The organism is Tumebacillus sp. BK434, from assembly GCF_004340785.1.
GTDB lineage: Bacteria > Bacillota > Bacilli > Tumebacillales > Tumebacillaceae > Tumebacillus_A.
The window spans coordinates 46713-60313 of the sequence record NZ_SLXS01000010.1; the positions used below are offsets into that span (position 1 = coordinate 46713).

The 13601-nt window shown below is 60.4% G+C and carries 13 protein-coding genes; all 13 read left to right on the forward strand.

Features of this window, described 5'->3' with window-relative positions:
* Positions 1-4: 4 nt before the first annotated feature.
* The 13 genes from dapF to pknB all read left to right on the forward strand — a co-directional run bounded on the left by dapF (position 5) and on the right by pknB (position 13576).
* Positions 5-835: a diaminopimelate epimerase gene (gene dapF / locus EV586_RS18440; RefSeq protein ID WP_132946556.1), complete on the forward strand. Its 831-nt coding sequence runs from the start codon at positions 5-7 to the stop codon at positions 833-835.
* Between the two features lie 172 nt (positions 836-1007).
* Positions 1008-1892 (forward strand): YicC/YloC family endoribonuclease, encoded by an 885-nt coding sequence (locus tag EV586_RS18445; protein ID WP_132946557.1) that lies wholly within the window; start codon positions 1008-1010, stop codon positions 1890-1892.
* 78 nt (positions 1893-1970) lie between these two features.
* On the forward strand, positions 1971-2237 hold the full coding sequence (gene remA, locus EV586_RS18450; protein WP_087457736.1) for an extracellular matrix/biofilm regulator RemA: 267 nt from the start codon (positions 1971-1973) through the stop codon (positions 2235-2237).
* 24 nt (positions 2238-2261) lie between these two features.
* Positions 2262-2882 (forward strand): guanylate kinase, encoded by a 621-nt coding sequence (gene gmk / locus EV586_RS18455; protein WP_132946558.1) that lies wholly within the window; start codon positions 2262-2264, stop codon positions 2880-2882.
* Between the two features lies 1 nt (position 2883).
* Complete coding sequence (gene rpoZ, locus EV586_RS18460; protein WP_132946559.1) at positions 2884-3090, forward strand: DNA-directed RNA polymerase subunit omega; 207 nt, start codon at positions 2884-2886, stop codon at positions 3088-3090.
* A gap of 91 nt (positions 3091-3181) precedes the next feature.
* Positions 3182-4405, forward strand: coding sequence for a bifunctional phosphopantothenoylcysteine decarboxylase/phosphopantothenate--cysteine ligase CoaBC (gene coaBC, locus EV586_RS18465; RefSeq protein WP_132946560.1), 1224 nt, complete (start codon positions 3182-3184; stop codon positions 4403-4405).
* Complete coding sequence (gene priA, locus EV586_RS18470) at positions 4402-6849, forward strand: primosomal protein N' (RefSeq protein WP_132946561.1); 2448 nt, start codon at positions 4402-4404, stop codon at positions 6847-6849. Before coaBC ends, priA begins: the two co-directional genes overlap by 4 nt.
* A 105-nt stretch (positions 6850-6954) precedes the next feature.
* Positions 6955-7434, forward strand: a complete 480-nt coding sequence (gene def, locus EV586_RS18475) for a peptide deformylase (RefSeq protein WP_132946562.1) — start codon at positions 6955-6957, stop codon at positions 7432-7434.
* A gap of 16 nt (positions 7435-7450) precedes the next feature.
* Positions 7451-8398 carry a methionyl-tRNA formyltransferase gene (gene fmt / locus EV586_RS18480; protein ID WP_132946563.1) on the forward strand — a complete coding sequence of 316 codons (948 nt, stop codon included), beginning with the start codon at positions 7451-7453 and terminating at the stop codon, positions 8396-8398.
* 5 nt (positions 8399-8403) lie between these two features.
* Positions 8404-9753: a 16S rRNA (cytosine(967)-C(5))-methyltransferase RsmB gene (gene rsmB, locus EV586_RS18485; RefSeq protein ID WP_132946564.1), complete on the forward strand. Its 1350-nt coding sequence runs from the start codon at positions 8404-8406 to the stop codon at positions 9751-9753.
* Positions 9754-9769: 16 nt separating this feature from the next.
* Complete coding sequence (gene rlmN / locus EV586_RS18490) at positions 9770-10843, forward strand: dual-specificity RNA methyltransferase RlmN (protein ID WP_132946619.1); 1074 nt, start codon at positions 9770-9772, stop codon at positions 10841-10843.
* 4 nt (positions 10844-10847) lie between these two features.
* On the forward strand, positions 10848-11606 hold the full coding sequence (locus tag EV586_RS18495) for a Stp1/IreP family PP2C-type Ser/Thr phosphatase (RefSeq protein WP_132946620.1): 759 nt from the start codon (positions 10848-10850) through the stop codon (positions 11604-11606).
* Positions 11603-13576 carry a Stk1 family PASTA domain-containing Ser/Thr kinase gene (pknB, locus tag EV586_RS18500; RefSeq protein WP_132946565.1) on the forward strand — a complete coding sequence of 658 codons (1974 nt, stop codon included), beginning with the start codon at positions 11603-11605 and terminating at the stop codon, positions 13574-13576. The genes EV586_RS18495 and pknB overlap by 4 nt, the downstream gene beginning before the upstream one ends.
* Positions 13577-13601: the final 25 nt, after the last annotated feature.

Below are 13601 nucleotides of genomic sequence, written 5' to 3' on the forward strand. Positions count from 1 at the left end.
TCAGATGAAGTTCACCAAAATGCATGGTCTCGGCAACGACTTTGTCGTCGTTGCCGAGTTTTCTTCCGTTCCGGAGGGAATATCGGAACTGGCGCAAAAGGTCTGTGACCGTCATTTCGGCATCGGGGCGGACGGCCTGGTGCTCGTGCTGCCGCATGCCGGCGGGGCCGATTTTGCGATGCGCATCTTCAATGCGGACGGCACGGAAGCCGAACAGTGCGGCAACGCGGTGCGCTGTGTCGCCAAATACGTGTATGACAAGGGCCTGACCGACAAGACGGAAGTACTGCTCGAAACTCGCATCGGCGTGCAGAAGCTGACGCTGTTTGCGGAACGCGGCGCCGTGTCCCAAGTCACCGTGGACATGGGGGAACCGACGCTCGCCGGAGCGCAGATCCCGACGACGGTCGACCGCACACAGGTCGTCAGCCATCCGGTGGCTGTGCCGGACGGCGAGTTTTCCCTGACCGCCGTCTCGATGGGCAACCCGCACGCCGTGATCTTCGTGGAAGACATGCAGGAGATCCGTCTGCACAGCACCGGCCCGCAGATCGAGACGCACCCGATGTTTCCGCGCAAGACGAACGTGGAATTCGTGCAGGTGCATGCGCCGGATGACGTGACGATGCACGTCTGGGAGCGCGGCTGCGGCGAGACGCTGGCCTGCGGGTCGGGCGCCTGCGCCGTTGTCGTCGCCGGCGTCTTGACCGGACGGACGGCGCGCAAGACGACCGTTCATCTGAAAGGCGGCGACCTGCAGATCGAGTGGCGGGAAGCGGATGGGCGCGTGTATATGACCGGGCCGTCGGTCATCGTTTTTGAAGGCAGCTGGTAACGGCGCAAGGGTCACTTTTGCCGCAGTCACTTTTTCGCGGCAGGTGATCCTTTTTGCTTGCATCTTGGCAAGAAATTGCGTAATATGAGCAGGAAACGCCCGAAAAACGGCAATATCCTGTTCCTTGTTACATATTTCCGTAGTATGATAGAGGCGAAAGAAGGGAATCTCGATGCTCAAAAGCATGACGGGATACGGCCGGGCCGAAGCGTCAGATCACGGGTACCGCATTCTCGTCGAGATCAAAGCGGTCAACCACCGCTATGCGGAAGTGATGGTGCGCATGCCGCGTGACTACCTGATGTTCGAAGACGGCATCAAAAAGGCCGTTTCCGAGCGCGTCTCGCGAGGCAGGCTGGATTGTTACATAACCATTGAAATGACCGAGCAGCAAGGGCGCACAGTCACCCTTGATGAAGAGCTGGCCGTCAAGATCAAAAGCGCGGCCGACGCGCTGGCCGAGCGCCTCGGGATGGTGGAGCGGCTGGCGCTTTCCGACCTGCTGCGCCAGCCGGACGTCATGTCGGTGACGCAGGAGGAGAGCGATCCGGAGCTCCTCGGCCGTCTGCTGTTGCAACTGACCGGCGCTGCGGCAGACGATCTGGTCCGCATGAGGCAAGCGGAAGGCGCGCGACTGGCGGTAGACGTCAAAGAGCGCATCGACAAGCTGCGCATTGTCACCGAATCGGTGTCCGCCCGCTCGCCGCTTTTGGTGAGCGAATACCGCGAGCGTCTGGAAAAGCGCCTGCGGGAGGCGCTCGCAGGGCAGTCGTTCGTCGTCGACGAAGCGCGGCTTTTGACCGAGGTGGCCGTGCTGGCCGACCGGGCGAGCATCGTCGAAGAGCTGGTGCGGCTGAACAGCCACTGCGCCCAGTTTGACGAGCTGCTGCTTACCACCGAGCCGGTCGGCCGCAAGCTCGATTTTTTGGTGCAGGAAATGAACCGGGAAGTCAACACGATCGGTTCCAAAGCGAACGATCTGCAGATCGCCCAGCATGTGGTGGAGATGAAAGCCTTGCTGGAGCAGGTCCGCGAACAGATTCAAAACGTAGAATAACAGCCGGCTCTGGTATCAGAAGCTGCCGTCATGGCAACAATGCAGGCAGAGAGGCTGCGAATTTAGGAGGAATGGGTCGTGAGCATTAAGCTGATCAATATCGGGTTTGGGAATATCGTTTCCGCCAATCGCATCGTGTCGATCGTCTCTCCGGAGTCTGCGCCGATCAAGCGGATCATTCAAGAGGCGCGCGACCGCGGCATGCTGATCGACGCGACATACGGTCGCAGAACCCGCGCCGTCATCATCACCGACAGCGATCATATCATTTTGTCGGCAGTTCAGCCGGAAACTGTGGCGCACCGTCTGGTAGCGAAAGACAACAGCCAAGACGACGAAGAGTAAAACCACAACGTCCGGAGGGGTAGAATGATGATTCAGAAAGGGTTGCTCATCGTCTTGTCAGGTCCGTCCGGCGCAGGGAAAGGGACGGTCTGCAAAGCGCTGCTTCCGAGCATGAACACGACGCATTATTCCGTTTCCTGCACGACGCGCCAGCCGCGCGAAGGCGAGATGGAAGGCATCAACTACTTTTTCAAAAGCGTCGACCAGTTTCAGGAGATGGTCAAGCACGACGAGCTTCTGGAATGGGCCGAAGTATACGGCAATTATTATGGCACGCCGCGCAAGTATGTGGAAGACACGCTGAACGCCGGCGAAAACGTGCTGCTTGAAATTGACATCCAAGGCGCGCTGCAAGTCAAGCAGAAGTTCCCGAACGGCGTCTTTATCTTCCTGATTCCGCCGAGCCTCGATGAGCTGAAGAGCCGCATCATCGGCCGCGGTTCGGAGACGGAAGAATCGTTTAACCGCCGCTTCGGGGCAGCGACCGACGAGATGAAATACATCTCCGAATACGATTATGTCGTCGTCAACGACGAAGTGGACAACGCCTGCACCAAGGTGCGCAGCATCATCACCTCCGAGCTGTGCAGCGTCTCCCGCAATTTGGAATACTATAACCGTTTGATTCATGAGGGGGGCAAATAACATGATTTATCCTTCCATTGACAAATTGATGCATCTGGCCGACAGCAAATACTCGCTGGTCGTGGCCGCTTCCAAGCGCGCCCGCCGCATTCAGGACGGCGCCGACAAACTGGTGCAAGTGGCAACCAACAAAAATGTCACCGTGGCGCTGAACGAAATTTCTGATGAGAAAGTGCGTTTCGTGCGCACGAAAGACGGCATTAAGTAATACGACGAGAAACAACCTCCCGCAGGTTGTTTCTTTTTGTAGAAACAGAGATCGCCACTAGCGATCACCATGAGGAGAGGAGACGGTCGCCATGATCAAAGGCAAAACGATCGTGCTTGGCGTGGCCGGCGGGATCGCCGCATTCAAAGCGGCGTTGCTGGCCAGCCTGCTGACCAAAGCCGGCGCGAACGTGCATGTCATCATGACTGAATCTGCGCAAAAGTTTATCACCCCGCTCACCTTCCAGAGCCTGACGAAAAAGCCGGTGCACCTCGACACGTTCACCGAGCCCGACCCGTCCGAACTCGCTCACATCGCCCTCGCCGACAAGGCCAACCTGATCGTCGTCGCTCCGACCACCGCCAACGTGATCGGCAAAGTGGCGCACGGCCTCGCTGACGACATGCTGACCACGACGATCATGGCAAGCAAAGCGCCCGTCCTGTTCGCAGTGGCGATGAACGTCAACATGTACGACAACCCGATCGTACAGGACAACATCCGCTACCTGCAGGAAAAAGGGTATCTGTTCGCCGAGCCCGGCGTCGGCTATCTGGCTTGCGGATGGACAGGCAAAGGCCGGCTGATGGAGCCGGAGGAGATCGGAGCGTGGATCGAAGCTTTTTTTGCAGAGCAGGAGCAGCGACAGGACTTGAACGGCCTGCGCGTTCTGATCACCGCCGGGCGCAACGCCGAGCCGATCGACCCGGTGCGCTTCATCACCAACCGCTCGACCGGGAAGATGGGGTACGCGCTCGCCGAAGCGGCCGTACAGCGCGGTGCGGAGGTCACATTGGTGACCGGTCCGTCCGAATTGTTGCCGCCCCCAGGCGTCACGACGATCCGCGTGCAGACGGGACTGGAGATGCACGACGCCGTGATGACGCATGTCGAGGCGCAAGATGTGATCATCGGGGCTGCCGCGGTCGCCGACTATCGACCCAAGCTGCGCCATGAGCAGAAGCTGAAGAAAAAAGACGGCCCGCTGACCATCGAATTTGAGCGCAACCCGGACATTTTGCTGGAAGTCGGCAAACGAAAGCGCGCCGATCAAGTCTTGGTCGGCTTTGCTGCCGAGACGGAACAGGTCTTGGAAAACGCGCGCGGCAAACTGGAGCGCAAACACGCCGACCTGTTTGTCGCCAATGACGTGTCACAGGCCGGAGCTGGTTTTGGCACCGACACGAACATCGTCACTTTGGTCGACCGCCACGGCGACACCCCGCTGCCGCTGTTGTCCAAGCGCGAAGTGGCCGACCGCATTCTCGATCGCGTGCAAGAGCTTCGCAGGCAGGAGCGGGGCCCGGTCTCATGAGCGGCAAACGCTTTGCGGAAGTGATCGTCGAACTGCGCTCTTCGCAGGTCGACCGCCCCTTTCACTATGAGGTGCCGGAGCGCTGGCAGGAGCAGGTGCAGATCGGCACCCGCGTCCTCGTGCCGTTCGGTCCGCGGCGGCTGGAAGGCTACATCGTCGGCTTCTCGTTGGCGGCCGATGTCAGCAAGACCAAGCCGATCCTCGAAGTGCTCGACGACGAACCGCCGCTGACGCCCGATCTGGTCGACTTGGCGGGCTGGCTCTCCGAACGCTACCTCTGTACAAAAGCAGCCGCTGTGCAGGCGCTGCTGCCGAGCGGCATGCGGGCGAAAGCGAGCACCAAGCTCCATCTGGCCGGTGAGCCGCCGTATGTGCTGCCCGGCTCTCTGGAAGACGACCTGCTGCAGAGCCTGTACGAATCCCCGAACAAAACGAAAGAGCAACTGATCGCGGAACGGCCCGAGTGGCGGCCGATCCTCCGCGCCTGGGTGGCGGAAGGGATCTTGGCCGAATCGTACCGCGTCAAGCAAGGTGCGCAGGTCAAGACGATCACCGCGCTGGCATGTTCGCTGGACAGCGCCGCCTTCCAAGCGGCGCTTGCAGAGCTGAACCGCGCCAAAAAGCAGCAGGAGGTGCTCGCCTACCTGTTCGACAAAGGGGAAGCGGTGCCGATGAGAGACGTGCTCAGCGAGCTGGGCGCTTCCTCGTCGACGCTCAAGCCGCTATTGGCGAAAGGCTATCTGCAAAAAGTCGAGCAGGAAGTGCTCCGCGACCCATACGGCATCGCCCATGCACAGCCGGAGCAGCCGTTGCCGCTGACCGAACTGCAGCAGGCCGCGTACGATCAGATCGCCGCAGCGGTCGATACGCGCAAGCCGGAGACCTTTCTGCTGCAAGGCGTGACCGGGTCGGGGAAGACAGAAGTCTACCTGCAGGCGATCGCCACCTGTGTGGAGCAGGGACGTCAGGCGATCATGCTCGTGCCGGAGATCTCCTTGACGCCGCAGATGGTCGAGCGGTTCAAAAAGCGCTTTGGCGATGCGGTCGCAGTGATGCACTCCCGCTTGTCGGCCGGCGAGAAGTTTGACGAGTGGCGGCGCATTCGCCAAGGTGACGTGACGATCGTCGTCGGAGCGCGCTCAGCGATCTTCGCCCCGTTTCGCTCGATCGGACTGATGATCATCGACGAAGAGCATGAAGTTTCTTATAAGCAGGACGACCATCCGAAATACCTCGCCCGCGAAGTGGCGATGTACCGTGCCCGTCAGCATGGCGCGACCGTCGTTCTCGGCTCGGCAACCCCGGCGCTGGAAACGCGCTGGTGGGCGCATCAGGGGCAGATCGGCCGCATCGAGATGGGCGAGCGCGTCATGGGGCAGCGCCTGCCGAAGGTCAAAGTGATCGACATGCGCAACGAACTGCACGAAGGCAACCGCTCGATGTTTTCCAAGGCATTAAAAAAGGGCATCGAGGCGCGATTGGAAAAAGGGGAGCAGATCATCCTCTTTTTAAACCGCCGCGGGTTTGCGACGTTTGTGCTTTGCCGATCCTGCGGATATGTCGCCCGCTGCCGGGAGTGCGAGATTCCGCTCACCTACCACAAAGCGCGCGGGCTGGAGCAGCTGCGCTGCCACTATTGCGGCTATGCGGAGCGGATGGCGGAGACCTGCCCGGACTGCAAAGGCGATCACGTCCGCCACTTCGGCACCGGCACGCAGCGCGTCGAAGAGGAGCTCCACCGCGTGTTCCCGGAGGCGAAGGTGATCCGGATGGATGTGGACACAACGTCCGGTAAAGGGTCGCACGCCGAGCTTTTGCAGCGCTTCCGCAACAAGGAGGCGCAGATTCTGCTCGGCACGCAGATGATCGCCAAAGGGCTCGATTTTCCAAACGTCACCCTGGTCGGCGTCATCTCGGCCGACACGTCGCTGTTCGTTCCCGATTTCCGGGCGGCGGAGCGCACCTTCCAGCTGTTGACACAGGTGGCCGGGCGCGCCGGGCGGCACCAGCTGCCGGGCGAAGTGGTCGTGCAGTCCTACAATCCGCAGCATTACGCCGTGCAGTTTGCGAAGCGGCAGGAGTATGAGGAATTTTTCCAGCATGAGATTCGCGTTCGCTATGGCGTGCACAATCCGCCGTTTCGCGAGCTGACCGCGTTCACGTCGGTCAACACCGATGAAGACGGGGCGCTGCTGATCGCCCGCAAGCTCGAAGACCGCCTGCGCGCGCAGTTTCACGGGCGGGACGACATCATCATTCTCGGCACTTCGCCCGCGCCGCTTTCCCGTCTGCAAGGGAAATACCGCTTCAACGTGGTGCTCAAATACGTCCGCTTCAAACAGGTCGGCGACACGATTCGCGCCGTCTATCTGGAGGCGGCGCAGGAAGCGCAAAAAGCGGGGGGTTATCTGTCGATCGACGTCAATGCACAAATGATCCTGTAGGGGAAAATCTTCCCTTTCGAAACGCGGGTTGGTTTGGTAAGATGAAAGATGGTGCTTTTTCGTTTTCTGGAAGCATTGGAAGCGCAGTCAGGAGGTAACCATCAGATGGCAATCAAAATCATCCGCAAGGAAGGAGACCCGGTGTTGCGCCAGGTCGCCAAACCGGTCGCGGAAGTGACTTCACATATACAAAAACTGCTGACCGACCTCGCCGACACGATGTACGACGCCGGCAACGGGATCGGGCTCGCCGCAACGCAGATCGGCATTTTGAAGCGTTGCATCGTCGTCGATGTCGGGGACGGGCTGATCGAACTGGTCAATCCGGAAGTCGTCACCGCAGAAGGTGAGCAGGTCGGCCCCGAAGGCTGCCTGTCGATGCCGGGCAAGTCGGGCGAAGTGCTGCGCGCGTACCGCGTCGTCGTCAAAGGGCTGAACCGCGAAGGGGAAGCGATCACCATCACAGGCGAAGGCATGCTGGCCCGCTGCCTGTTGCATGAGATCGACCACCTCGACGGCATTTTGTTCACCGACCGTCTGGTGCCGGAGGGCACCGCAAACAAGACGGCCGGGAAAAAACGTTAAGGGCAGGTGATTGCAGATGCGTATTTTGTTCATGGGAACACCCGATTTTGCCGTGCCGTGCCTCGACGCACTGATCGAAAACGGCTATGAGGTCGCGGCGGTCGTCACCCAGCCGGACCGCCCGAAAGGCCGCAAAGGCGAAATGACGCCGCCGCCGGTGAAAGTGGCGGCACTGCGCCACAACCTGCCGGTGCTGCAGCCGGAGAAAGTCCGCGTGGAAGAAGCGCTGCAGGAGCTGGAAGCAATCGGTGTCGATCTGCTCGTCACCGCCGCGTACGGGCAGATTCTGCCCAAGCGCCTCTTGGACATGCCGCGCCTTGGCTGCGTCAACGTCCATGCGTCGCTGTTGCCGCGCTGGCGGGGCGGCGCGCCGATTCACCGCGCCATTCTCGAAGGCGATGCCAACTCCGGCGTGACGATCATGCGCATGGTGCAGGCGCTCGACGCCGGGGACATGATCTCGCAAGTCGTCGTGCCGATCGCCGAAGCGGACACCGTATCCTCCCTGCATGACAAACTGGCGGCGGCAGGCTCGAAGCTGCTGATCGAAACCCTGCCGTCGATCGAAAACGGCACGCACACCGAAACACCGCAAGATGAGAGCCTGGTGACCTATTCGCCGAACCTGTCGCGCGACGACGAACGCATCGACTGGAGCCGCGACGCCCGCACCCTTTACAATCAGGTGCGCGGACTCAACGCCTGGCCGGTCGCCTTTACGACCTACTCTCATAAAGTGATGAAGATATGGCAAGCTAGGATAGAAGAGGAAACGAGCGCTCCGCATGCCGAGCCGGGCACCGTCGTCAAAACGACCGATGACAGCATCATCGTGCAGTGTGGCCAAGGCACGCTGGCGCTCCTTGAAATTCAGCCTGCGGGCAAGCGCCGCATGCTCGTCAGCGAGTATCTGCGCGGCGTGCAGCCGGCCCCGGGCAGCAAGTTTGGAGATCGGGAGGAGTAAGCGCATTGGTTCAGACAGCAAGAGACACCGCTTTGGACGTACTGCTTGCCATCGAAGAGAGAGGCGCCTACAGCAACCTGGCGCTGACCAACGCGTTGCGCAAAACACGGCTCAGCCCCCGCGATGTGGCGCTGACCACGGAACTGGTGTATGGCACGGTCGGGCGGATGAACACGCTCGACTATTACTTGACCCCGGCACTCAAGACTCCGCTGCATAAACTGGAGCCTTGGGTGCGCAATCTGCTGCGCCTGACCGTCTACCAGCTGTTTTATCTGGAACGGATTCCGCCTTTTGCGGCGATCAACGAAGCGGTGGAGATCGCCAAGCGCCGCGGCCGCAAAGCGAGCGGCTTCGTCAACGGCGTGCTGCGCGGCACTTTGCGCAACAAAGACGCGATCAAACTCCCCTCGAAGGAGAAACATTGGACGCGGCACACGGCGCTGCTGCACTCCCACCCGGAGTGGATGGTGCAGATCTGGGCGGACGCGTTCGGGCGCGAGACGGCCGAGCAGCTCTGTGCCGCGAACAATGACCGTCCGGCGCTGACGCTGCGCGTCAATTCGAACCGCGCCACCCGTGACGAACTGCTCGAAGAGCTGGCCGAACAGGGCATCGGCGCCCACCCCTCGCTCGTTTCGCCATTCGGGATCATCCTGCACGAAGGGCTGGACGTGACCCGGCTGCCCGCTTTTCAAGAAGGGCGCTGCACCGTACAGGATGAAAGCTCGATGCTCGTCGCGCAGGCGCTCGACCCGCAGGCCGGGGAGCGCGTCCTCGACTGTTGTGCGGCACCAGGCGGCAAGACGACACATCTCGCCGAGCTGATGGGCGACGATGGCGAAGTGGTCGCCGTCGATGTGCACGAGCATAAGATCGAACTGATCGAAAACGTGGCGGGCCGCCTCGGCCTGCAATCGATCAGCACCCGGGCCGGCGACATTCGCCGGGTGATCGCCGACGCCGGCACGTTCGACCGCATCTTGCTGGACGCGCCGTGCAGCGGGCTTGGCGTGATCAAGCGCAAGCCCGATCTGAAATGGCGCAAAGTTCAAGGCGACATCACAGAGATCGCCGAGTTGCAGCGCGATCTGCTGAACACGGTCGCCCAGGCGCTGCGACCGGGCGGTGTGCTCGTCTATTCTACCTGCACGGTGATGCCGGAAGAAAACATAGACGTGGTGCGCGCTTTTTTGGCCGAGCATCCCGATTTCGAACCCGACCTCATCGCACCGTTCCTGATGGAAGCGGTGCACGGGGCGATTCAAGACGACTGCGCGGTGCAGCTCATGCCGCAGCAGTTTGACAGCGATGGATTCTTCATCGCACGCTTACGTCGAAAGCAGGTGACCTAACATGGAAACGATCCCCATGATCAACGAACAACAGAACCTTTCAGATGCCGGGCAAAAAATGCATCTGCTCAACCTCGAACTTGAAGACTTGGAAAAATGGGTGCAGAGCATCGGGCAGCCGAAGTTTCGCGGCAAGCAGATCTACCAGTGGCTGTACGTCGAACGCGTGACCGAATTTGACGCGATGACCAACCTGCCGCAAAAGCTGCGCGATCAGCTGAAGGAGACGGCGGTGATCTACACGATGCGCGAAGTGACGCGCCAAGTGTCGACCGACGGCACGATCAAGTGGCTGTGGGAGCTGTACGACGGCTCGACGATCGAGACGGTGCTGATGCGCCATGACTATGGCAACTCGGTATGCGTCTCTTCGCAGGTCGGCTGCCGGATGGGCTGCACGTTTTGCGCCTCCACGCTCGGCGGGCTGGTGCGCAACCTGACCGGCGGCGAAGTGGTGGAGCAACTGCTCAACGTCCAGCGCTTTCTGGACGAAGAAGAAGAGCGCGTTTCGTCGGTCGTACTGATGGGCTCGGGCGAGCCGATGGAGAACTACGATGAGGTGATGAAGTTCGTCGACATCATCAACGACCAGAACGGCTTGAAGATCGGCGCGCGCCACATCACGATCTCCACGTCCGGCCTGGTGCCGGCGATCCGCCGTCTGGCCGATGAAAAGCGCCAGATCACGATGGCGATCTCGCTGCATGCGACGCGCGATGATATCCGCTCGGCGCTGATGCCGATCAACCGCCGCTGGGGCATCGACGAACTGCTCGAAACCTGCCGCTACTACATCCGTCAGACCGGGCGCCGCATTTCCTTCGAGTACGCGCTGGTCGGTGGGCAGAACGACGATTTGGCGCACGCGCGCGAGCTGGCCGGACTGCTGACGAACATCGACTGCCACGTCAACTTGATTCCGGTCAACTACGTGCCGGAGCGCAACTATACGCGGACCCCGAAAGATCAGATTCGGGCGTTTGTGAACGAACTGAACCGCCTGGGAGTCAACGCGACGGTCAGACGGGAAAAAGGACACGACATCGCGGCTGCCTGTGGACAGCTGCGTGCCGAGCAGGGGAGAAGCTGAGGTGATGGAGATGCTTTATGCGGCGAGAACCCATATCGGACTCGTCCGTCAGCTCAATGAAGACTGCTATGCGGTCGCCGCCGATCTGACGCCGTTTGGCGTCGCGGTGTTAGCGGACGGAATGGGCGGCCACCTTGCGGGTGAGGTGGCGAGTTCTCTGGCGATTGAAACGCTGTTAACCCATATCAAAGAAGCGCCGCAAGACCCGGAGTCTTATGACGCTTCCGATCTGTTGATCGACGCGATGCAGCATGCCAACCGCGCCGTCCATGAACATGCGGCGACGTCCAAGGACTTCAGTGGCATGGGCACGACGCTGGTGGCGGCGCTGGTCAGCCCCGGTGAGATCTTTCTCGGCCATATCGGGGACAGCCGCGCCTACCTCTGGCAGGCGGGCGAACTGATCCAACTGACGGACGACCACACGCTGGTCTATGAACTTTACAAAAACGGACAAATCACGGAGGAAGAGGCGAACGTGCATCCGCAGCGCAACATCGTGCTGCGCGCGGTCGGCACCGATGAGTCGGTGCAGGCGGACCTCTACCACCGCACTTGGGCTGCAGGCGATATTCTCTTGCTTTGCTCCGACGGTCTGACCGACATGGTGAACCGGGAGGCGATGGTGGAGGTCATGGCGGGCGACTCGGCTTTGGAGACGAAGGTCGACGCGTTGATCAATGGAGCGCTGGCAGCAGGCGGTCACGACAACATCACCGTGGTGGCCGTACTAAATCTGTCGGGGCGAGGTGACGTACTTTGATCGGACGAAAGCTTGGCGATCGTTACGAAGTGATCGAACGAATTGGCGGCGGAGGCATGGCAGTCGTCTATCGGGCGCTGGATACTCTGCTCAACCGCTTTGTCTCGATCAAAGTTCTGCATGCGCAGTTCTCCACCGATGAAGAATTTGTCCGCCGTTTCCGCCGTGAAGCGCAAGCGGCCGCTTCGCTGTCCCACCCTAACGTCGTCAACATTTACGATGTGGGGATGGAGGGCGACGAGTATTACATCGTCATGGAATTTGTCGACGGCCTGACGCTCAAAGAAGTGATTCAGGACCGCGCACCCTTGCCGGTGCAGGAAGCGATCGACATCTGCAAACAGATTTGCTCCGCACTCGGCCACGCGCACGAAAACAACATCGTCCACCGCGACATCAAGCCGCACAACATCCTGATCGGCAAAGACGGCCGGGTGAAAGTGACCGATTTTGGCATCGCGCGGGCGATCACCTCGAACACGATCACCCAGGACGGCTCTGTGCTCGGCTCTGTGCATTACTTTTCGCCGGAGCAGGCCCGCGGCGGCATCACCGACGTCAAATCGGACATCTATTCGCTTGGCGTGGTGCTCTATGAGATGCTGACCGGCGAGCTGCCGTTCTCCGGCGAGACGCCGATTTCGGTCGCGCTCAAACATTTGCAGGACCACTTCGTCGAGCCGCGCCAGATCAACCCCTCACTTCCGCAGTCGGTGGAGAACATCATCCTCAAGTCGCTGGCCAAAGACCCGGGTGTGCGCTACCAGAGCGCACGCGAGATGGCGCGCGATCTGGAGAAGGCACTGCTCTATCCGAACGTGCCGAAGTTCACTCCGCCCCTGTTTGACGAGCAGAGCACGATCCAAATGCCGGCTGTCGGCCTGCGCAGCGCGAAACCTGCGACCGCCGGGTCGACGCAGCCGCCTGCCGAACCGGTCCAGTCGGCTGAGGGGAACAAGCCTGCCGCTGTGGAAGAAGAGGCAGGCGGCAAAAAGAAAAAGAACTTCTGGCGTCCGGTGATCTGGCTGTTTGCGATCTTCCTGTTGCTTGGCGTCGGCGCGGTCACCGCGTACACGCTCGTCACCAATTACATGGGCGAAAAAGATGTCACGATGCCCGACGTCGTCGGCAAGACGTACGACGTGGCGGTCAAAGAGCTGCTTAACGCAGGCCTTGACATCAACAACATCAACAAAGAAGAAGAGTACAGCGACAAGGAGCCGGCCGGCACGGTCATTCGCCAGGACCAGTACGGCGGCAAAACGATCAAAGCCAACCGCGAAGTGACATTGACCGTCTCCCGCGGTCAGGAAAAGATGGAGATGCCGGTCGTCACCGAGCTCAGCCGTGACAAGGCGCTCGAGAAGCTGAAACAGGAAGGTGTCAGCGCGGAAAACGTGTCGTTCGAAGAGCGCGAGGACGCGAACGCAGCGGCCGGTACGGTGCTGTCGCAAAATCCGGCTTCCGGCGTGACGATCGACAAGGTGACGCGGATCGTGTTGACCGTCGCCAAAGCGATTGAAAAAGCGAGCGTGCCGCAGTTGAGCGGGCTGACCGTTCAGGATGCGACCGCCCGCTTGACCGGAGCCGGCTTTAAAGTCGGCGAAGTGATCTCCCAGTACTCCGACAAGGTTCCGTCCGGGAAAGTGATCGGCACCTCGCCGTCCTACACGCCGGGCACGGAGCTGAACAAAGGCGAAACGATTTCGCTCGTCGTCTCCCAAGGCACGAAAGAAGAGCCGAAGAAGAAGACGTATGACGTGCAGGTTCCGGTGGGGGAAGGCGAGAAAAAGCGCGTCAAGATCGTGAAAAATGATGCGCAGTCCAACGCTGTCGTCGTCGATGAGACGATCGAAGCCACGAAAACCTACCATGTGGAAGTGATCGTCAAGCCGGGCGAGATCGCTTCGATCAAAGTCTATATCGACGGCAAGGAAGAGAAGACGATACCTATTCAGTACGAAGACTAAGCACATGACTTCCTGAGAGTACGGA